The 25,599-nt window shown below is 71.1% G+C and carries 21 protein-coding genes and 1 pseudogene; 7 read left to right on the forward strand and 15 right to left on the reverse strand.

All coding sequences use genetic code 11. The features are described from left to right. Positions 1 to 66: 66 nt before the first annotated feature. From OG285_RS03165 to OG285_RS03215, 11 genes and pseudogenes are all read right to left on the reverse strand, one after another. Positions 67 to 1,149 (reverse strand): polyprenyl synthetase family protein, encoded by a 1,083-nt coding sequence (locus OG285_RS03165; protein ID WP_356834235.1) that lies wholly within the window; start codon positions 1,147 to 1,149, stop codon positions 67 to 69. Then, positions 1,146 to 2,585: pseudogene (gene hpnE / locus OG285_RS03170) on the reverse strand (hydroxysqualene dehydroxylase HpnE); the annotation flags it as partial. The pseudogene hpnE and the gene OG285_RS03165, both read right to left, overlap by 4 nt. Positions 2,586 to 2,661: 76 nt before the next feature. After that, on the reverse strand, positions 2,662 to 3,612 hold the full coding sequence (hpnD, locus tag OG285_RS03175) for a presqualene diphosphate synthase HpnD (RefSeq protein WP_371790093.1): 951 nt from the start codon (positions 3,610 to 3,612) through the stop codon (positions 2,662 to 2,664). Beyond that, complete coding sequence (gene hpnC / locus OG285_RS03180; protein ID WP_356834239.1) at positions 3,609 to 4,547, reverse strand: squalene synthase HpnC; 939 nt, start codon at positions 4,545 to 4,547, stop codon at positions 3,609 to 3,611. Before hpnC ends, hpnD begins: the two co-directional genes overlap by 4 nt. Positions 4,548 to 5,025: 478 nt before the next feature. Then, a complete protein-coding gene (locus OG285_RS03185) occupies positions 5,026 to 5,811 on the reverse strand; it encodes an ABC transporter ATP-binding protein (RefSeq protein WP_356834241.1) in 786 nt (261 codons plus the stop codon). Beyond that, positions 5,804 to 6,733 (reverse strand): ABC transporter permease, encoded by a 930-nt coding sequence (locus OG285_RS03190; RefSeq protein WP_356834243.1) that lies wholly within the window; start codon positions 6,731 to 6,733, stop codon positions 5,804 to 5,806. Before OG285_RS03190 ends, OG285_RS03185 begins: the two co-directional genes overlap by 8 nt. Positions 6,734 to 6,842: 109 nt before the next feature. Further along, positions 6,843 to 7,688 carry a glycosyltransferase gene (locus tag OG285_RS03195; protein ID WP_356834436.1) on the reverse strand — a complete coding sequence of 282 codons (846 nt, stop codon included), beginning with the start codon at positions 7,686 to 7,688 and terminating at the stop codon, positions 6,843 to 6,845. Positions 7,689 to 7,738: 50 nt separating this feature from the next. Further along, positions 7,739 to 8,518, reverse strand: coding sequence for a CDP-alcohol phosphatidyltransferase family protein (locus OG285_RS03200; protein WP_356834245.1), 780 nt, complete (start codon positions 8,516 to 8,518; stop codon positions 7,739 to 7,741). Next, a complete protein-coding gene (locus tag OG285_RS03205; RefSeq protein WP_356834247.1) occupies positions 8,496 to 9,557 on the reverse strand; it encodes an iron-containing alcohol dehydrogenase family protein in 1,062 nt (353 codons plus the stop codon). Before OG285_RS03205 ends, OG285_RS03200 begins: the two co-directional genes overlap by 23 nt. Continuing rightward, complete coding sequence (locus tag OG285_RS03210; protein ID WP_371790094.1) at positions 9,545 to 10,297, reverse strand: sugar phosphate nucleotidyltransferase; 753 nt, start codon at positions 10,295 to 10,297, stop codon at positions 9,545 to 9,547. Before OG285_RS03210 ends, OG285_RS03205 begins: the two co-directional genes overlap by 13 nt. Further along, the gene (locus OG285_RS03215) at positions 10,294 to 12,069 is read right to left on the reverse strand and encodes a DUF5941 domain-containing protein (RefSeq protein ID WP_356834438.1); all 1,776 of its coding nucleotides are present in this window, start codon (positions 12,067 to 12,069) and stop codon (positions 10,294 to 10,296) included. Before OG285_RS03215 ends, OG285_RS03210 begins: the two co-directional genes overlap by 4 nt. Before the next feature lie 265 nt (positions 12,070 to 12,334). On the opposite strand from OG285_RS03215, the gene galE reads away from it, so the two are divergent. From galE to idi, 3 genes are all read left to right on the forward strand, one after another. Continuing rightward, positions 12,335 to 13,324, forward strand: coding sequence for a UDP-glucose 4-epimerase GalE (gene galE / locus OG285_RS03220; RefSeq protein WP_371790095.1), 990 nt, complete (start codon positions 12,335 to 12,337; stop codon positions 13,322 to 13,324). Positions 13,325 to 13,466: 142 nt separating this feature from the next. Continuing rightward, on the forward strand, positions 13,467 to 14,408 hold the full coding sequence (locus tag OG285_RS03225; protein ID WP_356834253.1) for a cation diffusion facilitator family transporter: 942 nt from the start codon (positions 13,467 to 13,469) through the stop codon (positions 14,406 to 14,408). Between the two features lie 507 nt (positions 14,409 to 14,915). Beyond that, complete coding sequence (gene idi / locus OG285_RS03230) at positions 14,916 to 15,476, forward strand: isopentenyl-diphosphate Delta-isomerase (RefSeq protein WP_356834255.1); 561 nt, start codon at positions 14,916 to 14,918, stop codon at positions 15,474 to 15,476. Here the strand turns inward: idi and OG285_RS03235 are convergent. Then, complete coding sequence (locus OG285_RS03235) at positions 15,442 to 15,981, reverse strand: ATP-binding protein (RefSeq protein ID WP_371790096.1); 540 nt, start codon at positions 15,979 to 15,981, stop codon at positions 15,442 to 15,444. The two genes, idi and OG285_RS03235, sit on opposite strands and share 35 nt — an antisense overlap. Positions 15,982 to 16,178: 197 nt before the next feature. Here OG285_RS03235 and OG285_RS03240 point away from each other — a divergent pair, with 197 nt between their 5' ends. Continuing rightward, positions 16,179 to 16,958, forward strand: coding sequence for an enoyl-CoA hydratase/isomerase family protein (locus OG285_RS03240; RefSeq protein WP_371790097.1), 780 nt, complete (start codon positions 16,179 to 16,181; stop codon positions 16,956 to 16,958). Here OG285_RS03240 and OG285_RS03245 read toward each other — a convergent pair. Both OG285_RS03245 and OG285_RS03250 read right to left on the reverse strand, forming a co-directional pair. After that, the gene (locus tag OG285_RS03245) at positions 16,945 to 17,580 is read right to left on the reverse strand and encodes a DJ-1/PfpI family protein (RefSeq protein WP_356834261.1); all 636 of its coding nucleotides are present in this window, start codon (positions 17,578 to 17,580) and stop codon (positions 16,945 to 16,947) included. The two genes, OG285_RS03240 and OG285_RS03245, sit on opposite strands and share 14 nt — an antisense overlap. 10 nt (positions 17,581 to 17,590) lie before the next feature. Continuing rightward, a complete protein-coding gene (locus OG285_RS03250) occupies positions 17,591 to 18,601 on the reverse strand; it encodes a GlxA family transcriptional regulator (protein ID WP_356834263.1) in 1,011 nt (336 codons plus the stop codon). 102 nt (positions 18,602 to 18,703) lie between these two features. Here OG285_RS03250 and OG285_RS03255 point away from each other — a divergent pair, with 102 nt between their 5' ends. Beyond that, entirely contained in the window at positions 18,704 to 19,558 is an 855-nt protein-coding gene (locus tag OG285_RS03255; protein WP_371790098.1) for a hypothetical protein, read from the forward strand. A 171-nt stretch (positions 19,559 to 19,729) separates the two neighbouring features. Beyond that, positions 19,730 to 22,144: a Tex family protein gene (locus OG285_RS03260; RefSeq protein WP_371790099.1), complete on the forward strand. Its 2,415-nt coding sequence runs from the start codon at positions 19,730 to 19,732 to the stop codon at positions 22,142 to 22,144. A gap of 103 nt (positions 22,145 to 22,247) precedes the next feature. Here OG285_RS03260 and OG285_RS03265 read toward each other — a convergent pair whose 3' ends face one another. Continuing rightward, on the reverse strand, positions 22,248 to 23,885 hold the full coding sequence (locus OG285_RS03265) for an ABC-F family ATP-binding cassette domain-containing protein (protein WP_371790100.1): 1,638 nt from the start codon (positions 23,883 to 23,885) through the stop codon (positions 22,248 to 22,250). A gap of 221 nt (positions 23,886 to 24,106) precedes the next feature. On the opposite strand from OG285_RS03265, the gene OG285_RS03270 reads away from it, so the two are divergent. Next, positions 24,107 to 25,597, forward strand: coding sequence for a M1 family metallopeptidase (locus OG285_RS03270; protein WP_371790101.1), 1,491 nt, complete (start codon positions 24,107 to 24,109; stop codon positions 25,595 to 25,597). Positions 25,598 to 25,599 lie beyond the last annotated feature (2 nt).

Genomic DNA, 25,599 nt, shown 5'->3' on the forward strand with positions numbered 1-25,599 from the left:
GGGGTCTCCGTCGGCCGGTGTCCCGGGGACACCGGCCGGCGACCGCGAATTATGTGGCGATGGTGATCATCTCTTCCGTACTACGACGAAGTCGGCGAGCGCGATGAGCTGCGCCCGCACCCTTTCCGGCATCTCGACCCCGGTGAGCGCGTCGATCGCGATCGTGTGCTGTCTGCGGGCCTCCTGCGAGGTCCACTCCCGGCCGCCCGCCTCCTCGATCAGAGCCGCCCGTGCGGCGAACTCCTCCTCGGAGAAGGTGTCGAAGTCGTTGCTCTTGGCGTCGGCTGCGAGCAGTTCGCCCAGCCGTTCCGACGCCGGTCCGCCGGCTGCGAGTGCCGCGACGACGGGCAGGGACTTCTTGCGCTGGCGCAGATCGCTCCAGGTCTGCTTCCCGGTGGTCTCCGGGTCGCCCCAGATGCCGAGCAGGTCATCGACGGCCTGGAACGCCAGGCCGAGGTGGTAGCCGTACGCCTCCAGCGTGTCCGCCGTGCGGTCGTCGGCGCCGCCGAGCACCGCACCGATGGAGACGGCGCAGGCGAGCAGGGCGCCCGTCTTGTTGCCCTCCATCTCCAGGCACTCCTCGACGGTGACCCGTTCGCGGTGCTCGTAGGAGATGTCCTGGGCCTGACCGTCGATCAGCTTCCTGGTGGCGGTGGTCAGCCGGCGAGTGGCACGGCCTGCCTCGACGGTGCCGAGCTCCAGCAGGATCTCGTTCGCCAGCGCGAAGAGCGCGTCACCGACGAGGATCGCCTGAGCGGGACCGTGCACCTTCCAGACGGTGTCCCGGTGGCGGCGCTGTTCGTCACCGTCCATCAGGTCGTCGTGCAGCAGCGAGAAGTTGTGCACGAGTTCCACCGCGACGGCGCCGGGGATCCCGGCCTCGGCCGCCGCGCCGGCGGCCTCCGCCGACAGCAGGGCGAGCGCGGGGCGCACGGCCTTGCCGCCGTCCCCGTCGGCGGGGCGTCCCTCGGCGTCGATCCAGCCGAAGTGGTAGGCGGCGACCGTGTCCATGGGCGGTGCGAGCCGGTCAATGGCAGCGCGCAGCACCGGTGAGGACAGGGTCCGTCCACGCTCCAGGAGCGCGACAATATCGACGGTGTCTGCGGCCGGGGTCACAGGCTCTCCTCTTGTTCCAGTAACAGTGCTCATGCCGCCTCCTGAAGCGGATGGTCGTGGGTACGGCCGAGCGTGGCGAGCACGGCACCGGCGGCGCTGAGACCGCTGCGCACCGCGCCCTCCATGGTCGCGGGCCAGCCAGTGGCGGTCCACGCTCCGGCCAGGCAGAGGCCGGGGATCCTGGTGCGGGCGCCGGGACGCAGCCGTCCGACACCGGGGGTGGGCGCGAAGGTCGCGGTCCGCTCGCGGGTGACGAAGAAGTCCCGTACACCGGCGCCGCGCGTGGCGGGCAGCAGCCGTTCCAGCTCCGGGAGATAGCGCTCTCTGAGAACGGAGACGGGCTGGTCGATGTCGTCGTCGGCGGCGGACTGGGACAGCGCGAGGTACTGCCCGCCGCCCTGCAGGCCCGAGGACTCCGTACGGTCGAAGACCCACTGGACCGGGGTGCCGAGCGCGGCGAAGAAGGGCCGGCGCAGCACCTTGCGGTCGTAGACGACATGGACGTTGAGGATCGGTGACGTACCGATCTCCAGCAGCCCGTCCGGTGCGTCGAGCGCCCCTTCGGGGAGCAGCGCATGCGCCTCGCGCTGCGGTACGGCGAGTACCACGGCGTCGGCCTCCAGCGTCTCGCCGTCCGTCTCCACCCGCCAGCTCCCGTCCGCGGCCCGGCCGACACCGGCGACCCTGGCGCGCAGTTCGGTGCGCACCCCGGCCGCGTCGAGGGCCTTGCGGGCGAGTGTGTCGTGCAGGTCGCCGAGCGGCACCCGGGCCCAGCCGATGTCGGCGGCGCCCGCTTCGGAGAGCAGCCCGGTCTTGAAGACCATCGCGGCGAGACCCAGCGAGGCGTGCGGCGCGGTCGCGTTGAGTGTCGCCACGCCCACCAGGTCCCAGAGGGCCTCGATGGTGCGGTCGGACTGCCCGTGCGCGCGCAGCCAGCTCGCGAAGTCGGTGTCGTCCAGGGAGGGATCGGCGAGGTCCAGTCCCTTGAGCGCCAGCGCGGCCCGGCCCACGCTCGCGCGCTCGGCGAGGGAGAGATGCGGGTACGTCGCGAGGCTCCGGGCGAGGTGCAGCGGAACCGGCAGTCCGCTGCGGCGCAGCCGGCCGAGGCGCGGGCCGCCCGCGGGCGCGACGTCGAGGACGGGTACGTCGAGCCGGTCCTGCAGGGGTGCGAGGGCGGCTCCGTCGACGCGGTCGAGGAACCAGCGGTAGGCGGTGCAGCAGCGCAGGTACACGTGCTGGCCGTTGTCCACGGTCAGTCCGCCGCGCTGGAAGGAGAAGGCGAGACCCCCGAGCCGTGGCCGGCCTTCGAGCAGGGTCACGCTTACGCCCGCGTCGGCGAGTTCGAGTGCGGCGGTGGTGCCGGCCAGCCCTCCGCCGACCACGACCGCGCGCGCCGGCCGCACCGCGTCGGCTGTCATACGCCCCCCTTCCAGGACAGGCCGTCCGGGTACGGAGGGCGGGCCGTCGAAGTCAGGGACGCGTGATCGTCCCGGGAGGTTGAGTACCGCTCGGCGGACCGTGGCGGAGCGGGTCTGTCGAGGGGCATCAGGCGCGCCTCCGGGCGCTCTGACGCGTGATGTTCCGGGTGTCGAGACCGGAGAGGCCGCGGACCGCGACGTACGCCTTCTCCCGCCCCGGCAGCGAGACCCGGCCGCGCAGGACCGCCCCGGGGTCGCGCTCGATGCGGTCGAGGAGGCGCCGGTAGATGCCCGCCATCGCGGCGACACACGCCCCACTGCGGCGGTCGAGGAAGGGCAGCAGCCGGTAGCCCTCGGCGAACAGGGCGCGGGCGCGGCGGACCTCGAAGTGCACAAGACCGGCGAAGTCGGAGCCCGCGGGCGGCGTCGCGCTGTGGAAGCCGTCCGAACAGCCGAACTTGGCGAGGTCGTCGGCGGGCAGATAGGTGCGTCCGTTGCCCGCGTCCTCGCGGACGTCCCGGAGGATGTTGGTGAGCTGGAGCGCGAGGCCGAGCGTGTCGGCGTACTGGGAGGCCCGGTCGGCGGCGGCCGTACTCGCGGCGTTGCCGAAGATACCGAGCGAGAGCCGACCGATGGCGCCCGCGACGCAACGGCAGTAGACCTCCAGGTCGTCCCAGGTCTCGTAGGTCGCGCCGCGTACGTCCATCAGGACGCCGTCGATGAGCTCGTCGAGCCCGCCGAGCGGGATGGGGAACCGGCGTGCCGCGTCGGTCAGGGCCACCGCGACCGGGTCGGTGTCGTCCTCGTCCACGGCTCCTTCGCGGATCCGCCCGAGCAGCTCACGCGTCGACTCCAGCCGCTCCCGCTTGATGTCGGGTGCCAGTTCGCCGTCGCCGATGTCGTCCACGCGTCGCGAGAAGGCGTACAGCGCGGACATCGCCTGCCGCTTGTCGGCCGGCAGCAGCCTGATGCCGTACGCGAAATTCCGCGCCTGCTGTCCCGTGACGGCCTCGCAGTACGTGTACGCGGCCATCACGGGCCCCGAAACCGGTGTTTGTCCCTCCACGGTCCGGCTCACCCCTCTCTACGCGTTCCTCGCAAGACGGCTCCCATTTCGCGCAACAGGCCGAGCTTGGTGGGCTTGGGCGGTCCGGGAAGCACGTCGAATCCGGCAGCGGAGACCGCTTGGAGAGCGGCGCTTCCGCCGGCCACGAACCCGGCGAGCAGCAGCTTGAGCCTGCCATGGACGCTACCCACCAGCGGGGCGCCTTCATTCAGCAGATCCCGGGCGCGTTCGGCTTCGTAGGCGATCAGCGCGCGCACCGAAGCGCCCGCGCTCGGGACGGCCAGATCCGCCTCCTGGACATGAAACTCCTTCATGTCCCGGGCGGGCAGGTAGATGCGGTCGCGGCCGAGGTCCTCGGCGACGTCCTGGAGGTGCTCGGCGATCTGCAGCGCCGAGCAGACGGCGTCGGACCGCCGGATGCGCTCGGGGCTGGCGGTGCCCGTGATCTGCAGGACGAGACGGCCGACCGGGTTGGCCGAGAGCTCGCAGTACGCGAGGAGGTCCTCGTAGGTCTCGTAGCGCCGGACCGTCTGGTCCTGACGGTTGGCCGCGATCAGCCCGAGGAAGGGTTCGGGGGTGAGGGCGCAGCGGCGGACGGTCGGCCGGAGCGCGCGCAGGATGGGGTGGTGCGGCTCTTCGACCGGTCCGGTGGATCCGGCGGACCCGCTGAAGACACGGTGCAGGTCGGCCTCGAACGCGTCGAGCATCGCGAGGCGGTCGTCGGCGCGCGCGGGGTCGAGACCCAGAAGCCGGGCCTCGGCCGCGGGGGACGCGAGGTCCCCGTCGCCGATGTCGTCGACGAGCCGGGCATAGCCGTAGACCGCCATCAGGTCGTCGCGCCAGGCGCGCGGCAGGAAGAACGGTGCTACCGGGAAGTTCTCGCCGGATGCCTTGTCCAGTGTGGTGCGCGCATGGCCGTCGGTGCCCGCGTCCCGGACGCCCGTCACCGCATGCTGCCAGGCGCGGGGACGGCGGGAACATCGCGGAGCTGGGACACGTCCGTTGCCATTGCCGTCACATCTCCCGTTCTACACTGCCGACTCAATACAACCCATTTCGGACACGCCGCGCGGACCGTCAGGCAAGGCGACGCCGGGTTGGCGACGCAGGGTTATGACCCCGCTTGCCGTGAATCAGCACCGGTACAGCTTACGTTGTACAACGACTGACACGTCGGCGGGGTACAGCGTGCGTCACAAGAACACTTCAATCCCCGGCAACCTTCCCCGCCCGCACAGTACTTGACGATCACTTGACTCGCCGGGACCTTTGTACGACGGTCCGTCATTGGCTTGAACACCCTGCTCGCACCGGCGTGTCGGGATGATGCGGGCGGGCGGCCCGCCGCACGGCAGTGGCCCCCGCCGGAGAGTCCGGCGGAGGCCACTGCCGCGATGCGGTAAGGCGGGAAGGTCCGATCGGCTATTACTTGCCGGTCTCCTTCTCGTACGCCTTGACGACCTCTTCGGTCGGGCCGTCCATCAGAAGTTCGCCCTTCTCCAGCCACAGGACGCGGTCGCAGGTGTCCCTGATCGACTTGTTGCTGTGGCTGACGAGGAAGACCGTGCCCGCCTCCTTGCGCAGCTCGCGGATGCGCTCTTCCGAACGGATCTGGAACTTGCGGTCACCGGTGGCCAGTGCCTCGTCGATCATGAGCACGTCGTGGTTCTTGGCGGCCGCGATGGAGAAGCGCAGCCTCGCCGCCATGCCGGACGAGTACGTCCGCATCGGCAGGGTGATGAAGTCGCCCTTCTCGTTGATGCCCGAGAAGTCGACGATCCCCTGGTACCGCTCGCGGATCTCCTCACGCGACATGCCCATGGCGAGACCGCCGAGGATGACGTTGCGCTCGCCGGTCAGATCGTTCATCAGGGCCGCGTTGACGCCGAGCAGCGACGGCTGGCCGTCGGTGTAGACCTTGCCGCTCTCCGTCGGCAGCAGCCCGGCGATGGCCCGCAGCAGGGTGGACTTGCCGGAGCCGTTCGAGCCGATGAGGCCGATGGCCTCGCCGCGGTAGGCCGTGAAGGTCACCCCGCGTACGGCGTGCACCTTGCGGACGCCGCGTGCGGCGCTCCTGTCCTTGCCCACGATCCGGCTGAGCGCCGCCGTGGCCGCGCCCTTGCCGCCGCCACCGGCGTTGACGCGGTACACGATGTGCACGTCGTCGGCGATGACGGTGGGGATGTGCCCCTGAATGGTTTCCTCAGCCACGGCCGTACCGCTCCTCAGCCTTCCAGAAGTACACGAAGCCCACGAGGCCCAGCAGAACCGCCCATCCCGCTGCGGCCGCCCAGACGTGCGGGGGCAGGTTCTCGGCGCCGTAGCCGTCGATCAGGGCGAACCGGACCAGGTCCATGTAGACGGTGGCCGGGTTCCACTGGAGCACATGGGCGATCCACGGCGGCTTGCCCTTGAGCATCACCGTGATGGAGAACATCACGCCCGACGTGTACATCCAGGTGCGCATGATGAACGGCATCAGCTGCGCGAGGTCGGGCGTCTTGCTGCCCATCCTCGCCATGATCAGGGCCAGCCCCGTGTTGAACACGAACTGCATCGCCAGGATCGGGATGACCAGGAGCCAGGACAGCGAGGGGTAGCTGTGGAAGCAGACGGCGACCACGATCAGCACGATCATCGAGTACAGCAGCTGCTGGAGCTGCTGCAGCGCGAACGAGATGGGCAGCGAGGCCCGTGGGAAGTGCAGCGCCCGCACCAGCCCCAGGTTGCCCGAGATCGCCCGGACTCCGGCCATCACCGAGCTCTGCGTGAAGGTGAAGACGAAGACCCCGGTCACCAGGAAGGGAATGAAGACGTCGGGCGCCAGCCCCCGCTTGGTGTTGAGGAGCAGGCCGAAGATGAAGTAGTAGACCGCCGCGTTGAGCAGCGGGGTCGCCACCTGCCAGACCTGGCCCAGCTTGGCCTGGCTGTACTGGGCTGACAGTTTCGCGGACGAGAAGGCCAGGATGAAGTGGCGCCGTCCCCAGATCTGGCGGACGTACTCCGTGAGCCCAGGCCGGGCACCGCTCACCGACAGGCCGTACTTCCCGGCCAGCTCGGCCGAGGACAGACCGTCGTCGGGAGACGGGCGGTCGCTCAGCGCGACCGCACCGTCATGGGTTGTGTCACTCACAAGTTGAAACTTCCGTGTTCAAGATGCGCTGCCGGATCGGGACCGGGCTCGGATGCCGGGTCCCGGAGTACGTCCGATGCTCTCAGAGTCGAGCTTCTCAGATCACTTCTCAGATCACCGGAGGCCGGCCCAGTCGGGTCAGCCGCCAGACCGTACGCCATTTCATCGGTCGGCGTGGTCCGCAGGGAGTGGTCCAGCCCTCCTTGAACCCGCCGAACCAGGCCTTGAGCGCGGCTCCCGAGGGGCGGCGGACCAGCGTGAGCAGCATCCACACCCCCAGGTAGACCGGCACGAGCGGTGCGGGCAGGTTCCGCCGGGCCAGCCAGACGCGGTTGCGGGCCACCATACGGTGGTACACCGCGTGCCGGGACGGAGCCGTGGCCGGGTGGTGGAGCACCATGTCGGCCCGGTAGTCGATCATCCAGCCCGCGTCCAGGGCCCGCCACGCCAGATCGGTCTCCTCGTGTGCGTAGAAGAACTCGCCGGGGAGCGGTCCGGCCTCGGCGATGACCTGGGACCGTACGGCGTTGGCCCCGCCGAGGAAGGTCGTGACCCGCGAGGAGTGCATGGGATCGGATGCGCGCAGCCGGGGGACGTGGCGGCGCTGGGTGACGCCGGTGTCGGGGTCGGCGATCCGGAAGCTGATGATGCCCAGCCCGGGGTCGGCGGCGAAGGCCAGGCGGCACAGCTCGGCCGTGTCGGTGTTCGGGAGCAGCCCGTCGTCGTCGAGGAAGAGCAGGATGTCCACGTCGGTGCCGGCCGGGCCGAACGCCTCGATGCCGACGTTGCGCCCGCCGGGGATGCCCAGGTTCTCGGGCAGCTCGACCGTCCGTACGCCTTCGGGGACGTCCGGTACGGGTGCGCCGTTGCCGACCACGACGACCTCGACCGGGTCGCCGTCCTGTTTGGCCACCGAGTCCAGCAGGGCGCGCAGCTCGTCGGGGCGGTTGCCCATCGTGATGATGACCGCGCCGACCTTCGCGGAGCCGCCCGCGCCGGGGGCCGTCACTTGAGCCTGCTCGAAGCGAGGATGGACACGAGGTGGAGCACGCTCTGCAGGAGCGCGATGCCCGCCAGCACGGCGACGCCGAGCCGGGAGAAGAAGAGGTCGCCCCTGATCTGGTCCACGATCGCGAGCACCAGGATCAGCAGGGACGCCTCGATCCCGAGGACGAGCCGGTGGAACTTCAGCGCCCCGGCAGCCCTGCGGGCCAGCGCCATGCCGGAGGAGCGGGGCTCGGACGCCGTCTCCTTGACCGGCGGCAGTCCCTGCTGGTGACGGGCGACACCGACGAGGTCGGTCTCGGACTTGATCATGACGGCGCCGAGGGCGGCGAGCGTGCCCAGGAAGGCCCACAGCCAGTCGATCCGCCCGGAGCCCCAGAGGTCCGCGGCACGCAGACCGAAGCCGGCGAGGACCGCGGCGTCGAGCACGTAGGCGGCTACGCGGTCCACGTAGACGCCCACCATCGAGTACTGCTTCTTCCAGCGGGCGACCTCGCCGTCGACGCAGTCGAGAAGCAGATAGAGCTGAGCCATCAGCACGCCGAGCACCGCGCCCCAGATCCCCGGCACGAGGAGGGCGGGGGCGGCGAAGGCGGCGGCGACGGTCATCACGTACGTCAGCTGGTTGGGCGTGATGCGCGTGTTCACCAGGTGGCGGTCGATGCGCAGCGATACCTCGCGCATGTAGAACCGGCCGCCCCAGTGCTCGCCGCTCCGCCGGTCCTTGACGCCCGGAGGGTGCACGACCGGGCGGAGTTCAGCTACCGATGGCTTTTGCATAGTCGGCGTAAGCGTCCTTGATCTGGTCTGCGGACAGGTTGAGGTGTTCGAGGATGGTGAAGCGCCCGGGGCGGGTCTGCGGGGCGTACTGAACGGCCTGGACGAACTCGTCCACGCTGAAGCCGAGCTCCCCGGGCAGCACGGGCAGGCCGTGCCTGCGCAGGACGTCCGCGAAGAGGCCGGCCTCGTCGGCCGCGCCGCGCAGGTGCATCGCGAAGGCCGCGCCGAGACCGACCTGTTCGCCGTGGCTGCCGGCCCGCTGGGGGAAGAGCAGGTCGAAGGCGTGGCAGATCTCGTGGCAGGCGCCGGACGAGGGCCTGGTGTCGCCGCTGATCGAGATCGCGATGCCGGAGAGGACGAGCCCCTCGGCGAGCACCATCAGGAACTCGTCGTCGCCGACGCCGCCGGGGTGGCGCAGGACCGCCTCGCCCGCGGTGCGGGCCATTGCCGCGGCCAGTCCGTCGACCGCTTCGCCGTTGACCTTGTGGGACAGCTCCCAGTCGGCGATGGCCGAGATGTTGGAGATCGCGTCGCCGACGCCTGCGCGGATGAAGCGGGGCGGCGCGTCCCGGATCACATCGAGGTCGACGACGATCGCGATGGGGGTCGGGACCCCGTACGAGCCGCGTCCGTTGTCGTTGTCCAGGGTCGATACCGGCGAGCAGATGCCGTCGTGCGAGAGGTTCGTCGCGACGGCGACCATCGGAAGGCCGACCCGGGCCGCCGCGTACTTCGTCACGTCGATGATCTTGCCGCCGCCGAGGCCGACGACCGCGTCGTACCGCTTGCCCTTGATCCCGTCGGCCAGCGTCACCGCGGAGTCGAGGGTGCCGTCGGCGACGGAGTACCAGTCGGCGCCGGGCAGGACCGGCGCGAGCCGCTCGCGCAGCGCCTGTCCCGAGCCCGCGCTGACGGCGAGGGCGAGCTTGCCGGATGCCGAGATCCGCTGGTCGGCGAGGAGCCCGGCCAGACCGTCGAGTGCGCCACTGCTGATGTCGACGACGACCGGGGACGGGATGAGCCTCGTCAGTACTGGCACGCGATGCCACGGCCCTTCGCGAGGTCGTCGTGGTTGTCGATCTCCACCCAGGCGACGTCGCCGATCGGGGCCACGTCGATACGGAAGCCGCGGTTCACCAGCTCCTGGTAGCCGTCCTCGTAGTAGAGGTCCGGGTCGCGCTCGAAGGTGACCTTGAGCGCGTCCGCGAGCTCTTCGGCCGCCTCGGGCTCGATGAGGGTGACCCCGATGTACTCGCCGGTGGCGGTCGCGGGGTCCATCAGCTTGGTGATCCGGGTCACCGCGTCGGTGTCGTCCGTGATGACCTTCATCTCCTCGTCGGCGAGGTGCTTCACCGTGTCGAGGGCGAGGACGATGCGCCGGCCGTCGCCGCGCGCGGCGAGCAGCGTCTTCTCCACGGAGACCGGGTGCACGGTGTCGCCGTTGGCGAGGATCACACCCTGCTTGAGCACCTCACGGGCGCACCAGAGGGAGTACGCGTTGTTCCACTCCTCGGCCTTGTCGTTGTCGATCAGCGTGATGGTGACGCCGTACTTGGCCTCGAACTCCGCCCGGCGCGCGTACACCGCCTCCTTGCGGTAGCCGACCACGACCGCGACCTCGGTCAGTCCGACCTCGGCGAAGTTGCTCAGCGCGATGTCGAGAACGGTCGTCGGCTCGCCCTCCCCCTCGGGGCCGACGGGCACGAGGGCCTTGGGCAGCGTGTCGGTGTAGGGGCGCAGACGCCTGCCTGCGCCGGCCGCCAGTACGAGGCCGATCATGCGGGTTCTCCTTCGTCATGTACAGCGGGTGCGCCGGAGGACACCCAGAAGCGGATGCTCTCCGCGAGCACCACGATCGCCACGGCCACGGCGAGCACCGTGAGGGCGACGGCGAAACCGTCGCCCGGGGCGTGCCCTGCCGTCAGCACGGCGGCGAGTACGGCGACCACCAGGGTCCGGCCGTCGTGGCCGCCGATCGTACGCACCAGCCACCGGGGCGGCGCGCCGGTACCGCCCTTGATGCGGTACACCGTGTCGTAGTGATGGTAGGCGACGGCAGCGACCAGACCGAAGGCCGCGGGCAGCGCCTCGTGGACATCGGAGCGGGCAGCGAGCACGAGGACGGTGACGTACTCGGCCGCCCGGAACACCGGGGGCACCAGCCAGTCGAGCGCGCCCTTGAGCGGGCGCGACACGGCCGTTCCGGAGAGTACGCAGTACACGGCGGCGGCCGCGGCTGGCCACCAGCTGCCCACGGGGGCGAAGAGCGACGCGGCCACCACCAGCGCACCGCCGACGAACGCGATCACCGGCAGGGCCGCGCGCGGTCCCCTGAGGAACCGGGCGAAGAGCTCGGCGAGCGGGCCCGAGTCGGCGAGATCGGCCAGTGCCTGGGCGGCGCGGTCGGTGCGCGTGGCCCGGCGGGTCAGCGAGCGGAGGATCCGGCCGGCCGTGGTGTAACAGGCGGCCAGTGCGCAGCCGATGAGGAGTGCGTAGAAGACGATCCGCGGGGTGGTCACCGCGGTGAGCACGGCGATCATCGCCCAGCGTTCACCGATCGGGAGCACGATCATGCGCCGCACCCAGACCGTCCAGCCGACGCTGTCGAGCTTGTCCGAGAGAGCCGCGGTGGGACTCGTGTTGGCGGTCGCGTCGTGGTTGGCCTCGTTGAAGGAGAAGTCCACGACGTGGCGGCAGGTCTGGAGGACCATCGCGCCGAGGGCCAGGGCCCAGATGTCGTCGCCGTTGCGGGCCGCACCCAGGGCGAGCCCCGCGTAGTAGGCGTACTCCTTGGCCCGGTCGAAGGTCGCGTCCAGCCAGGCGCCGAGCGTCGAGTACTGGAGCGAGTACCGGGCGAGCTGGCCGTCCGTGCAGTCCAGGACGAAGGAACAGATCAGCAGGACACCGGCGGCGATGTAACCGCCGCGGGTGCCGGTCGCGGCGCAGGCCGCCGCTATGAGCGCGGTGACCAGCGAGGCGGTGGTGACCTGGTTCGGGGTCAGCCCGCGGCGGGCGCACCAGCGTGCGATGTACCGCGAGTACGGACTGATGCAGTACGTCGTGAAGAAGCCGTCACGGGACTTCACGGCCGTACGGAGCCGCACGGCCTCGTCATCGACGGCGGCGACGGCGGCCCTGGCCTCGTGGCGGCTCTGCGGGTCCTGAGGGACCGAGGCGACCAGGGTGCCCAGTTCGGGGCGCTGCACGGAGGTCCCGGCGCTGTCCAGCGCCGCGGCCAGGGCGTCGGGGCCGGGCCCCGAACCCGCCAGTACGCGGTTGAGCGCGGGACGCGCCTCCGGCTGGACGGCGAGCGCGCCGGGGACCGCGGCCGCGGCGAACCGGGGATCGGTCAGTGCCAGGCGGAGCGAGTGGAGGTGGCCGACGAAACGGGTGTCGACGACCGCCACGCGCTCGTCGGCGGGTGCGGCGGTGAGCAGCTTCGCGGTCTCTGCCGCATCGGCTGCGGTGCGTACGTCGAAGCCCAGCGACCGCAGATCGCCCTCCAGCGACGATCCGGGTACCGGCGCACCGGCGAGGATGGCGGTCGACAGACGAACTCACTCCTTGGAGCTGGCGTGACACACGCGGAGACGGCCCGTTCCCGGCAGGGGCGGGCGGCATGTCGGCAGAGGCTATCGGATGGACGGAAGCAGGAGTTCACGGGCCGTTTACGTCCCGATCCGACCGGGCATGACCCCGTGCCACCTGCCGCGGTCATCATGATCGATCCATGCCTCGCCCCACAAACCGCGCCCCCGGTCCGGCGGAAAAGGCTGAGCCGGGGTGCCCGGCCGGGCGGTCGATAGGGTGGCCGGTATGACGTGGCTGATCACAGGCGGGGCGGGATACATCGGAGCGCATGTGGCGCGGGCGATGGTGGAGGCCGGCGAGCGGGTGGTCGTCCTGGACGACCTGTCGAGCGGGCTCGCCGAGCGGCTTCCGGCCGGAGTGGAGCTGGTGCGCGGCTCGGTCCTCGACCGCGGGCTCCTGGACGCCACCCTGAGCGGCCACGGGGGTGCCATCACCGGGGTCGTGCATCTCGCGGGCAAGAAGCAGGTCGGGGAGTCCGTCGAGCACCCGCTGAGCTACTACCGGGACAATGTGCACGGCCTGACCGTGGTGCTGGAGGCCTCGGTCGCCGCCGGGGTGCGGCGCTTCCTGTTCTCGTCGTCGGCCGCCGTCTACGGCGTCCCCGACGCGGAGCTGATCACCGAATCGACACCCTGCGCGCCGATCAATCCGTACGGCGAGACGAAGCTGGCCGGTGAGTGGCTGGTGCGGGCGGCGGGCAGGGCGCACGGCCTCTCCACCGCGTGTCTGCGCTACTTCAACGTGGCCGGGGCGGCCTCGCCCGAACTGGCCGACATCGGGGTGCACAACGTCATCCCGATGTTCTTCGACCGGCTGACCCGCGGCGAGGAGCCGCGGATCTTCGGCGACGACTACGCCACACCCGACGGCACCTGCATCCGTGACTACATTCATGTCGCCGATCTCGCCGACGCCCATCTCGCCGTGGTCCGCAAGCTGTCCGCCGACGGGGGCGCGGGGGATCTCACGGTCAATGTCGGGCGCGGTGCGGGCGTATCGGTACGCGAGCTGGCGGACCTCGTCGCCTCGGTCACCGGGCTGCCGATGTCGCCCGTGATCGAGCCGCGGCGCCCGGGCGACGCGGCGAAGGCCGTCGCGTCGGGCGAGCTGATCGCCAGGGAGCTCGGCTGGAAGGCGTCGCGCGGAGTGCGCGAGATGGTCGGGTCGGCCTGGGAGGGCTGGTGCCTGCGACACCCCGGCGCGCGCCGCGAATGATCTCGCGCCCCGCTCTGACCTGCCATTATTTCCGCAGGTCAGAGCAGCTGACAATGGTGTTCGGTCTCGTGTTGCCCGATACCCCTGCCCCGTAGTTGGCTGACCTCTCGGACCGGCACGCTCACGATCGGGAGGCGCTCTCATGGGGGCTGGGCACGACCACGGGCATTCGCACGGCGGACCGCCGCCGACCGGGACCGCCGGCGCCGCTCACCGGGTCCGGCTGCGTATCGCGCTCTGCATCACGCTGACCGTGATGGTGGTGGAGATCGCCGGTGGTCTGCTGGCCGACTCGCTGGCGCTGCTCGCGGACGCCACACACATGGCGACGGACGCGCTCGGGCTGGCGCTGGCGCTGCTCGCGATCCACTTCGCCAACCGCCCGGCCAGCGAGAACCGCACCTTCGGCTATGCGCGGGCGGAGATCCTGGCCGCGCTCGCCAACTGCCTTCTGCTGCTGGGCGTGGGCGGTTATGTCCTGTACGAGGCGATCCAGCGGTTCATCACGCCGGCCGACACCGCGGGCGGCCGGACGATCGTCTTCGGCCTCATCGGCCTGACCGCCAACATGATCTCGCTCTCCGTCCTCGTCCGGGGGCAGCAGGACAGCATCAACGTCCGCGGCGCCTATCTGGAGGTACTGGCCGACGCACTGGGCTCGGTCGCCGTGCTGATCTCGGCCACCCTGATCCTGACGACCGGCTGGCAGGCGGCCGACCCGGTGGCCTCGATCGTCATCGGCCTCATGATCGTCCCGCGTACGGTCAAGCTGCTGCGCGAGACGCTCGACGTGCTGCTGGAAGCGGCCCCGAAGAATGTCGACATGGGCGAGGTCCGGGCCCACATCCTGGGCCTTCCCGGAGTGGCCGACGTCCACGACCTGCACGCGTGGACGATCACCTCGGGGATGCCGGTCCTCTCCGCGCACGTGGTGGTCAGCCCCGACACCCTGGACGCGATCGGGCACGAGAAGATGCTCCACGATCTCCAGGGCTGTCTCGGCACCCACTTCGATGTCGCACACTGCACCTTCCAGCTGGAGCCGGGCGGCCACGCGGAACACGAGGCGAAGCTCTGTCACTGAGCGTTCGCTCGCGTACTCGACCCGGGCCGGCGCCGCTGATGTGCACCCCCGCGTCTGGGCCCTTGTGGCAGGCCTGGCCCAACCCCCCTTCCCCGACGGTATGTTCGATCCCGTCCGGGCCGGGGGATCCGCGTGCCTCGTCGGCTCCGCGTCCTTGGGGGGGGGACGAGCAGCCTGCGGGCGACCGGGACGAGTACGACGTCCCGTTCGCCGCGCGGTGGCCGCCGAGGTGTCCGACGGGCCCGCCGTGGCACAGGCACTCGCGGGCAGCGGCGAGGAACCCGCCACGCACCGCGGGCACGGCGGCGCATACGGCTATGCAGCATAGGTGCTGTGCCCGGCGCGCGGGGCCGGTTTCCCGGCGGGCGGCGAATTCTGATATTCCGGTCGGTGGCCCCGCCACGCAGTGTGGCGGGGGCACCGACACGTCCTGCGCTCCGAAGTGCGGACAAGCCGCTTTTGTACGGCAGACTGAGGAGCCGGTGACGCCCGATGCGAAGGATGGTTATGTCGAACGGCGCAGCAGAAGCGATCATGCTCGAACTGGTCGATGAGAGCGGCAGGACCATCGGAACGGCGGAGAAGCTCGCCGCACACCAGGCACCCGGTCAGCTGCACCGGGCCTTCTCGGTATTCCTCTTCGACGGGGCGGGGCGGCTGCTGATCCAGCGTCGGGCACTCGGCAAGTACCACTCCCCCGGCGTGTGGTCCAACACCTGCTGCGGGCACCCTTATCCGGGCGAATCCCCCTTCGCCGCGGCCGCCCGGCGCACGTACGAGGAGTTGGGCGTCTCCCCGGCGCTGCTCGCCGAGGCGGGCACGGTGCGTTACAACCACCCGGACCCCGACTCGGGCCTGGTGGAGCAGGAGTTCAACCACCTGTTCGTCGGACTCGCCCAGGCGGAACTGCGGCCGGACCCCGACGAGGTGGAGGACACGGCGTTCGTCACCGCCGACGAACTGGCCGAGCGGCACTCCTCCGCGCCGTTCTCCTCGTGGTTCATGACGGTGCTCGACGCCGCGCGCCCCGCGGTCAGAGAGCTGACGGGGCCGAGCGGCGGCTGGTGACGACGGGGGCGAGCGGCAGTGCGGACCAGACGATCTTGCCGCCGCTCGCCGTCTGCTCGACCCCGCAGGTCCCGCCGGCCTCCGTGGTGATCTCCCGTACGAGCATCAGCCCGCGCCCCCCGGTCTGCCCCTGGTCCGCGTCCAGCGCCTTCGGCCGGTACGGGTGGTTGTCCTCGACCGACACCCGGATCCAGGAGGCCCCGACTGCGACCTCGACGGCCACCTCCGGGGAGAGCAGCGCGGCATGGCGTACGGCGTTCGTGACGAGCTCGGAGACGATCAGCAGCAGGCCCTGGACGGTGTCGCCGCCGACCGGGACCTGCTGGCGCGTCAGGAGATCGCGTACGGCGTGCCGGGCCTGCGGTACGGAGATGTCGACTGCGGGGGCGGTGAACCGCCAGACCCCCTCGTAGGGCAGGACGCCGGCGACCGCCGGGTCGGGCGGGCTGTTTCTCCCGCGGCTCTCCATATCCCGGCTCCCGCCCTCGCGCTCAATGGTGACCACGCATCGAGTGTTGGGAATGAGCTGGTCAGTACCGAGCGGCTGAACTGAAGTCAGCACTAATCGGCGTTATTCGAGGGAATGCGACTGACCCTGTTAAAGGCGTGACTATTTCTGGTCTCCTGTTGGCGTGTGCGGTGTCCTGAGTGTCCATTGCCCGTCGCTCAGCCGGTTCGGACCGGCCGGATAGCATCCGGCCCATGGAGCCGCAGCTGCAGCACACCGTCGCCGACGGGGTCGCCACCGTCGTGATCAGCAACCCCGCCAAGCGCAACGCCATGACGGCGGCCATGTGGCGGGCCCTGCCGGTGCTGCTCGACCGGCTGGCGGACGACACCGCCGTCCGGGTCCTGGTCCTGACCGGTGCCGGGAGCACCTTCTGCGCCGGCGCCGACATAGCGACACTCCGGGATCCGCGCGAGGACCCGCAGCGGCTCGCGGTCCGGGCGGAGGAGGCCCTCGCCGCCTTCCCCAAGCCGACGCTCGCCGCTGTGCGCGGGTACTGCGTCGGCGGCGGCTGCCAGCTGGCGGCAGCCTGCGATCTGCGGTTCGCCGAGGAGGGGTCCCTGTTCGGGGTGACTCCGGCGAAGCTCGGGATCGTCTACCCGGCGGCGTCCACCGCGCGACTGGTGTCCCTGGTGGGCCCGGCAACCGCCAAGTACCTCCTGTTCTCGGCCGAGTTGATCGGTACGGACCACGCGCTGCGGACGGGCCTGCTGGACGAGGTGGCGCCCGTGGACATGCTGGGCCCGCGGGTGGCGGAGTTCAGCCGGGTGCTGGTGTCCCGCTCCCAGCTGACGCAGACGGCGGCCAAGGAGTTCGCCGCGGGCCGGGACGACCGGGGCGCTCACTGGCGGGCCGCGGCGCGGGACTCCGACGATCCGGTGGAAGGCGTGACGGCCTTCCTGGAGCGGCGGGAGCCCCGCTTCACCTGGACGCCTCACCCCGGGTCGGTGCCACGAGGCACTACTGGAGGATGAAGCGGCTCCGCCCGCGCAGTTCCTCGACCACATCGGCCGGGGCCTTCTGCGGTGAGCCCGCGTCGTACGGCGGCTGCGGGTCGTACTCGGTGCCCAGCTGGACCGCCTGCGCGTGCCGGTCCCCGGCGACCCGCCCGACCAGCGTGAGCCCCATGTCGATGCCGGACGAGACTCCGGCCGCGGTGATGAACTTGCCGTCGGTGACGACCCGTTCGCCCGTCGGTTCGGCACCGAACGCGGTCAGGGCCTCCAGCGCCAGCCAGTGCGACGTGGCCCGGCGGCCCTTGAGCAGACCCGCGGCCGCCAGCAGCAGCGATCCCGTACAGACGGAGGTCGTCCAGGTGCTGGCCGCGTCGGCGGCGCGCAGCCAGCCGAGCAGGGTCCCGTTCTCCATCTGGGCGGTCTGTCCCGGGCCGCCGGGCACCACGACGATGTCGGGGCGCGGCACCTCGCCGAGCGTCCGGTCCGCGACCAGTGCGAGGCTTCCGCTGTCGTTGCGTACGGGACCGGTCCGCTCGGCGACGAAGACGGTCTCGGCGTCCGGGACGCGGCAGAGCATTTCGTACGGACCGACCGCGTCCAGTGCGGTGAAACGGTCGAAGAGAACAATCGCGATCTGCACGGGGTGCCTTTCAGACGGACTGCGACGGGTTCGCCGGGGGTGGCGCCGACGGAATTCCGGAGCGACCGGCGATGGGTGAACGGAAGCGGCGGCGGTACTCGGCCGGAGCCGCCGCCACAGTTTTCAGGAAGGCACGGCGCATGGCCTCCGGTGTGCCGTAGCCGCAGGTGCGGGAGATCTCCGCGACCGGGTCGGTGGTGTCTTCGAGCAGCCGCCTGGCGTGTTCCAGCCGGACGAGTTCGACGTAGCGGCCCGGCGTCGTACCGGTCTCGGCGCGGAAGGCGCGGGCGAAGTGGCGGGGCGACATACGGGCGCGGCCCGCGAGCGATTCGACCGACAGGTCGCCGCCGGGGTGCTCACTGATCCACTGCTGGACGTCGCGCAGCGGGTCGCGCCGGGCGATCTGGGCGGCGAGCTGGACGCTGAACTGAGCCTGGTTTCCCGGGCGCCGGAGGAAGACGACGAGATGACGGGCGACAGCCAGCGCGATGTCCCGGCCCAGATCCTCCTCGACCAGCGCGAGTGCCAGATCGATACCCGCGGTGACTCCGGCTGAGGTGGCGAGCTTCCCGTCCCGTACGAAGATGGGCTCGTGGTCGACCTCCACGGCCGGATGGGTCCGCGCCAGATGGTCGCAGACCGACCAGTGCGTGGTGGCGCGGTGGCCGTCCAGCAGACCGGCCCCGGCGAGCAGCAGCGCGCCGGTGCAGACCGAGACGATGCGCTCGGCGCGCGGGGCGTGCTCCCGCAGCCAGTCGATCAGCCGGGGGTCGGGCGCGCGGGTCCCCTGCCCACCGGGGACCAGCAGGGTGTGCGGGTCCCCGGCGTCGGCCAGCCTCCCGTCGGGCACGAGGGTGAGGCCGCTGGAGGTGCGGACGGCGCAGCCGTCGAGCGAGGCCGTGCGCAGGGTGTACGCGTCCCGGTCGATGTGGCCGGCGCCCGCGAAGACCTCCATGGGGCCGGTCACATCAAGGCTCTGCAGTCCGTCGAAGACGACGAACAGCACCTCTCGCTGTGGCATACGACTCAGCATGGGCGGCGGACAGCGTGTCCGCAATGACGAATGTCCCACCTTTCCTGCCATCACTTCCACACGTACCGACCAGTCGGTAACGTTCAGCCAATGACCTCGCTCCCGCCGCGCGCCGGCCGTCGCTGCCACCACTCCGTCAACCCGCTGCACTCGACGCTCTACTTCTCCCCCGACCTCTCCGAACAGCTCGCCGGCGTCGGGATCGACGACGCGAGCGCCGCCTACTTCGCCGCGCGCGGCGCGGCGATGGGGGCCGTGGGGCCCGGCACGATCGCCGCCACATTCTACAACTTCAACCCCGGGCTGATCGCCCGGCATGTCCCCGCCGTGTGGGAGACCGCCTCACCGCGGACCGTGCTGGATGCCCGGCTGCGCGCCGCCGACGCCACGCTGCGGCGGCTGCTGGGCGAGGAGACGGTCACATCGGACGCGATGGCCGAGGCGGCGCGGCTCGCACTGCGCGCAGCCGAGGCCTGCACCCGGCACGCCCGGCCGCTCTACGCCGCCCACGCGGACCTGCCGGTCCCCGAGCAGCCGCATCTGGCGTTCTGGCACGCGGCGACGCTGCTGCGCGAGCACCGGGGCGACGGCCATCTCGCCGTGCTGCTCACCGCCGGGCTCGACCCGCTGGAGGCGCTGGTGAGCCACACGGCGACCGGCAAGGGCATGGCGCCCCGCTGGATCCTCGCCACCCGCGGCTGGCAGCGGACCGACTGGGACGCGGCCGTCGAGCGGCTGCGCGGGCGCGGGCTGCTGGACGCGGACGGCGGGCTCACCGATGCGGGGACCCAGCTGCGCCAGGACGTGGAGTCGGACACCGACCGCCTCGACCTCGCCCCGTACGAGCACCTGGGCGCCGAGGGCGTGGAGCGGCTCACCGGGCTGGCGCGCGGCTTCCTCGCCACCGCGGCCGCAGCGGGCGCCTTCCCGTCCGGCCTCAGCTGATCCGGCCGCGGGCGGGCTCCCCGGTCTGTCGGCGCCGCCTGCCACAATGCGGATGCACTGTTTCCCCGCACGGCGGCGGCCCGGCTCCCACCGGCGGTCCGTTCACCGGGCGGGGTCCGGAGGCTGCTCCGGAAGAATGCGGCAAGCTCAGCGAGAAGGCGGTACGGGATCGTGACCACGACCACCCCAGTTTCCATCGAAAGCAGGATCGCGGAGGAGCTCGGCGTCAGGGAACGGCAGGTGAAGGCTGCCGTCGAGCTGCTCGACGGCGGTTCGACCGTGCCGTTCATCGCGCGCTACCGCAAGGAAGCGACCGAGATGCTCGACGACGCACAGCTGCGCACCCTTGAGGAGCGGCTGCGCTATCTGCGGGAGCTGGAGGAGCGGCGGACGGCAGTTCTGGAGTCCGTACGGGAGCAGGGCAAGCTCGACGCCGCACTGGAGGCGCAGATCCGGGCGGCCGAGACGAAGGCGCGGCTCGAGGACATCTACCTGCCCTTCAAGCCGAAGCGCAGGACCAAGGCGCAGATCGCCCGGGAGGCCGGTCTCGAACCGCTCGCCGACGGACTGCTGGCCGACCCTTCGGTGGAACCGCTCACCGCTGCCACCGCGTTCACCGACGCGGCCAAGGGCGTCGCCGATCCGGCGGCAGCGCTGGAGGGCGCACGGGCCATCCTCACCGAGCGGTTCGGTGAGGACGCCGACCTCATCGGTGAGCTGCGTGAGCGGATGTGGACCCGCGGGCGGCTGACGGCGAAGGTGCGCGACGGCAAGGAGGAGGCGGGCGCCAAGTTCGCCGACTACTTCCAGTTCGCCGAGCCGTTCACGGCGCTGCCCTCGCACCGGGTGCTGGCGATGCTGCGGGGCGAGAAGGAGGACGTGCTCGACCTGGTCCTGGAGCCGGAGGAGCCGTCGGACACCGCGGGGCCCTCGGCGTACGAGTCGATGATCGCGCGGCGCTTCGGGGTGGCCGACCGCGGCAGGCCGGGCGACAAGTGGCTTGCCGAGACGGTCCGCTGGTCCTGGCGCACCCGCATCCTGGTCCACCTCGGGATCGATCTGCGGCTGCGGCTGCGGACGGCTGCCGAGGACGAGGCCGTGAAGGTCTTCGCGTCCAATCTGCGCGACCTGCTGCTGGCCGCGCCCGCCGGGACCCGCGCCACGCTCGGGCTGGACCCCGGGTTCCGTACAGGGGTGAAGGTCGCCGTCGTCGACGCGACCGGCAAGGTCGTGGCCACCGACGTGATCCACCCGCACGTCCCCGCGAACCGGTGGGACGAGGCGCTGGCCAAGCTGGCCCGGCTGGCGAAGGAGCACGCGGTCGACCTGATCGCGATCGGCAACGGCACGGCGTCCCGCGAGACGGACAAGCTCGCCGGTGAACTGTGCGCGAAGCACCCCGAGTTGAAGCTCACCAAGGTGATGGTCTCGGAGGCGGGGGCCTCCGTCTACTCGGCGTCCGCCTTCGCCTCGCAGGAACTGCCCGACATGGACGTGACGCTCCGGGGCGCGGTGTCGATCGCCCGCAGGCTCCAGGATCCGCTCGCCGAACTGGTCAAGATCGACCCCAAGTCGATCGGGGTCGGGCAGTATCAGCACGACCTCTCCGAGGTGAAGCTCTCCCGCTCGCTGGACGCGGTCGTCGAGGACTGTGTGAACGGTGTCGGCGTGGACGTCAACACCGCGTCGGCCCCGCTGCTCTCCCGGGTCTCCGGCATCGGCTCGGGGCTCGCCGAGAACATCGTGGCGCACCGTGACACCAACGGTCCTTTCCGGTCGCGCAAGGCACTCAAGGACGTGGCGCGGCTGGGCCCCAAGGCGTACGAGCAGTGCGCGGGCTTCCTCCGCATCCGGGACGGCGACGACCCGCTGGACGCGTCGAGCGTGCACCCGGAGACGTATCCGGTGGTCCGGACGATGGCCAAGAAGGCAGGCGGCGGACCGCTCGTCGGGAACGCGGCGCTGCTGCGCTCGCTGGATCCCGCCGAGTTCGTGAACGACACCTTCGGGCTGCCGACGGTGACGGACATCCTGCGGGAGCTGGAGAAGCCGGGGCGCGATCCGCGGCCCGCGTTCAAAACGGCCACCTTCAAGGAGGGCGTCGAGAAGCTGGGCGACCTGACGGCCGGGATGGTCCTGGAGGGCGTGGTCACCAATGTCGCCGCGTTCGGGGCGTTCGTCGACATCGGGGTCCACCAGGACGGCCTCGTGCATGTGTCCGCGCTCTCCAGGACGTTCGTCAAGGACCCGCGTGATGTGGTCAAGCCGGGTGACATCGTCAAGGTGAAGGTGATGGACGTCGACATCCCGCGCAAGCGGATCTCGCTGTCCCTGCGGCTCGACGACGAGGCCGGGGCCAAGCCGGGCGGCGGCAAGGAGCGGCAGGACCGGGGCAGGCGGGCGCAGGACGGCCAGGGCGGCCGGCCCCCGCAGCAGCGGCAGGGCGGCGGGGGAAGGCGCGGTGGCGGCGGTGGCCGCCCGTCGTCGGCTCCGGCACCGGCCAACAGCGCGATGGCGGACGCGCTGCGGCGGGCCGGTCTCACGGACCCCGGTCAGGGCAAGGGGCGGGGCACAGGTCGCGGCTGACCCGGCCGGCACTGCGGCTCCCTGCCGCAGCATGATCTGACGCACGCGCCGGGCGGGCCCCGAAGGGCCCGCCCGGCGACGGCTTCAGGGGTGGCCGCCCGGCTCAGACTTCCGTGACCTTGCCGTCGGCCACCTCGATACGGCGCGTCGTCCGGACCGCGTCCAGCATCCGGCGGTCGTGGGTGACCAGCAGCAGAGTCCCCTCGTACGTGTCGAGCGCCGACTCCAGCTGCTCGATGGCCTCCAGGTCCAGATGGTTCGTGGGCTCGTCCAGCACCAGCAGGTTGACTCCCCTGCCCTGCAGGAGCGCGAGAGCGGCCCTGGTCCGTTCGCCCGGCGAGAGGGTGGTGGCGGGGCGCAGCACATGCGCCGCTTTCAGGCCGAACTTGGCGAGGAGCGTGCGGACTTCGGCGGGCTCGGTGTCGGGGACCGCCGCGCAGAACGCGGCCAGCAGCGTCTCCGTACCGTGGAAGAGGGCGCGGGCCTGGTCGACCTCGCCGACCACGACGCCGGGGCCGAGCGCCGCGTGCCCGGTGTCCAGCGCGACACGGCCCAGCACCGCGCCGAGCAGGGTGGACTTGCCCGCCCCGTTGGCTCCGGTGATGGCGACCCGGTCCGCCCAGTCGATCTGGAGGTGTGCGGGACCGAAGGTGAAGTCCCCGCGGACGACGGTCGCGTCCCGCAGCGTGGCCACCACGGAGCCGGAGCGCGGAGCGGCCGCGATCTCCATCCGCAGCTCCCACTCCTTGCGGGGCTCGTCCACGACGTCGAGGCGCTCGATCATGCGCTGCGTCTGCCGGGCCTTGGCCGCCTGCTTCTCGCTGGCCTCGCTGCGGAACTTACGGCCGATCTTGTCGTTGTCGGTGGCCTTGCGGCGGGCGTTCTTGACGCCCTTGTCCATCCAGCCGCGCTGCATCTGGGCCCGGCCTTCGAGGGCCGCCTTCTTGTCGGCGAACTCGTCGTACTCCTCCCTGGCGTGCCTGCGGGCGGTCTCGCGCTCCTCCAGATATCCGGCGTACCCGCCGCCGTACAGGGTGATCTGCTGCTGGGCGAGGTCGAGTTCGAGGACCTTGGTGACCGTGCGGGTCAGGAACTCGCGGTCGTGGCTGATGACGACGGTGCCCGCGCGCAGCCCGCTCACGAAGCGCTCAAGACGGTCCAGGCCGTCGAGGTCGAGGTCGTTCGTCGGCTCGTCGAGCAGGAACACGTCGTAGCGGGAGAGCAGCAGCGAGGCGAGCCCGGCGCGGGCCGCCTGGCCGCCGGAGAGCGAGGCCATCGGCTGGTCGAGACCGACGGTCAGTCCCAGCGACGCCGCCACCTCACCGGCGCGCTCGTCGAGGTCGGCCCCGCCGAGGTCGAGCCAGCGTTCCAGCGTCGTGGAGTACGCGTCGTCGGCTCCCGCGACTCCGTCGACCAGGCCCTGGGTGGCCTCGTCCATGGCGCTCTGGGCGGCGGCCACACCCGTGCGGCGGGCGAGGAACGCGCTGACGGTCTCGTCCTCGCGGCGCTCCGGCTCCTGCGGGAGGTGGCCGACGGTGGCGGTGGGCGGCGAGAGCCTCAGCTCGCCCTCCTCAGGGGTGTCGAGCCCGGCGAGGAGGCGCAGCAGGGTCGATTTGCCCGCGCCGTTCACACCGACGAGACCGATCACGTCTCCCGGCGCCACGACGAGGTCGAGGCCGGAGAAGAGCGAGCGGTCGCCGTGGCCCGCGGCGAGGTCTTTGGCGACAAGGGTTGCAGTCATGAGGGAACCGATCCTAATCGGGGTGCGGCATACCCTCCGGACCAGGCCGCGCCCCCGGGGCCGGTGGTGCGGCGGGGCGGGCGCCGCGGAGAGCGGTGGTGCGGCAGGGTCTATGTCGGCCGAATGGCGATCCTGTGACAGCTGTGACCGTGGACATGACCAGTGACGGGTGGGCTGAATAGGGTCGAACACAACGACGACCCCCATGACTTGGAGCTTCAGTGCACCGCAGACTCATCGTCCCGAGCGTGCTCGCGGCCTCGCTCCTGCTGGCGATCCCGGCATCGGCGGCCGGCTTCACGCCCGGGGCACCGGGCATCGGCGACCCCTACTACCCGGCGTACGGCAACGGCGGATACGACGTCTCGCACTACGACCTCAAGCTGAAGTACCAGCCGTCGACGGACCGGCTGGACGGCACCGCGACCATCCTGGCCACCACGACCCAGGATCTCTCCCGGTTCGATCTGGACTTTCTGCTCGATGTGAGCGAGGTGCGCGTCAACGGCGCCAAGGCGGCCTTCGCCACGTCGGGGCAGCACGAGCTGGTGGTCACCCCGGCCAAGGGGCTGGCCAAGGGCTCCGCCGTCACCATCGTGGTCCGCTACAGCGGTGTGCCGTCCACCAAGTCGGCCTACGGCTTCTCCACCTGGCACCGCACCCCGGACGGCGCGGTGGCGGCGGACGAGCCCGAGTCGGCGTGGTGGTGGTTCCCGAGCAATGACCACCCGCTCGACAAGGCCACGTACGACGTGTCGGTCTCGGTGCCCGACGGGACCCAGGCGATCAGCAACGGCGTGCTCCAGTCGCAGCGTTCGCAGCTGGGCCGGACCACGTACAACTGGCGGTCCAACAAGCCGCAGGCCACCTATCTGACCACGCTCGCGGTCGGCAAGTTCGACATCACCACCGGCACCACCGACTCCGGTGTGCCGATCATCAACGCGTACAGCAAGGATCTGGGCGACAACGCCGGAGCGGCGCGCGCGAGTGTGGAGCGGACCGGCGAGGTCGCCGACTGGCTGAGCGGCTACTTCGGCCCCTACCCCTTCAACGCGCTCGGCGGCTATGTGCCGAACACCACCACCGGGTACGCGCTGGAGACCGAGACCCGGCCGTTCTACAGCCCCAAGCAGTTCGCGAACGGCGCCAACGTCTCGGTGGTCGTCCATGAGCTGGCGCACCAGTGGTACGGCGACAGCGTGTCCCTCAAGGGCTGGAAGGACATCTGGATCAACGAGGGCTTCGCCTCCTACGCCGAGTGGCTCTGGTCGGAGAGCCAGGGCGACGGGACCGCGCAGGAGCTGGCCGACTACGTCTACGCCTCGCACCCGGCCGACGACGCGTTCTGGAAGGTGAAGCCCGGGGACCCCGGTGCGGCGAACCAGTTCGACGACGCCGTCTACGACCGGGGCGCGCTCGCCATCCAGGCGCTGCGCAACAAGGTCGGTGACACCGCGTTCTTCAAGATCCTCAAGGGATGGCCGACGGAGCACGCCTACGGCAACGCGTCGGTGGCCGACTTCGAGAAGTACGCGGAGCAGGTCTCGGGGAAGCCGCTGGCCGCTTTCTTCGACACCTGGCTGTTCACCACGTCCAAGCCCGCCGCACCGGCGGCGCAGCAGGCCCGGATCGCGCACACGGACGCCAGGCCCGTCGCGCCGAAGTCCTGGCAGCAGATCGAGCGGACGCACACCGTGCACGACCGCTGACC

Origin of the sequence: Streptomyces sp. NBC_01471, assembly GCF_041438865.1 — a bacterium.
In the GTDB taxonomy this organism is placed as follows: Bacteria; Actinomycetota; Actinomycetes; order Streptomycetales; family Streptomycetaceae; genus Streptomyces.

What these genes read in the sequence shown, in the direction of transcription:
- OG285_RS03195 (WP_356834436.1), bottom strand. Translation starts at nt 7,688, where the DNA reads ATGGGCAACCGCCCCGACGAGCTGCGCGCCCTGCTGGACTCGGTGGCC.
- OG285_RS03240 (WP_371790097.1), top strand. Translation starts at nt 16,179, where the DNA reads ATGGAGCCGCAGCTGCAGCACACCGTCGCCGACGGGGTCGCCACCGTC.
- OG285_RS03250 (WP_356834263.1), bottom strand. Translation starts at nt 18,601, where the DNA reads ATGCCACAGCGAGAGGTGCTGTTCGTCGTCTTCGACGGACTGCAGAGC.
- galE (WP_371790095.1), top strand. Translation starts at nt 12,335, where the DNA reads ATGACGTGGCTGATCACAGGCGGGGCGGGATACATCGGAGCGCATGTG.
- OG285_RS03265 (WP_371790100.1), bottom strand. Translation starts at nt 23,885, where the DNA reads ATGACTGCAACCCTTGTCGCCAAAGACCTCGCCGCGGGCCACGGCGAC.
- OG285_RS03200 (WP_356834245.1), bottom strand. Translation starts at nt 8,518, where the DNA reads ATGCAAAAGCCATCGGTAGCTGAACTCCGCCCGGTCGTGCACCCTCCG.
- OG285_RS03255 (WP_371790098.1), top strand. Translation starts at nt 18,704, where the DNA reads ATGACCTCGCTCCCGCCGCGCGCCGGCCGTCGCTGCCACCACTCCGTC.
- OG285_RS03210 (WP_371790094.1), bottom strand. Translation starts at nt 10,297, where the DNA reads ATGATCGGCCTCGTACTGGCGGCCGGCGCAGGCAGGCGTCTGCGCCCC.
- OG285_RS03225 (WP_356834253.1), top strand. Translation starts at nt 13,467, where the DNA reads ATGGGGGCTGGGCACGACCACGGGCATTCGCACGGCGGACCGCCGCCG.
- idi (WP_356834255.1), top strand. Translation starts at nt 14,916, where the DNA reads ATGTCGAACGGCGCAGCAGAAGCGATCATGCTCGAACTGGTCGATGAG.
- OG285_RS03165 (WP_356834235.1), bottom strand. Translation starts at nt 1,149, where the DNA reads ATGAGCACTGTTACTGGAACAAGAGGAGAGCCTGTGACCCCGGCCGCA.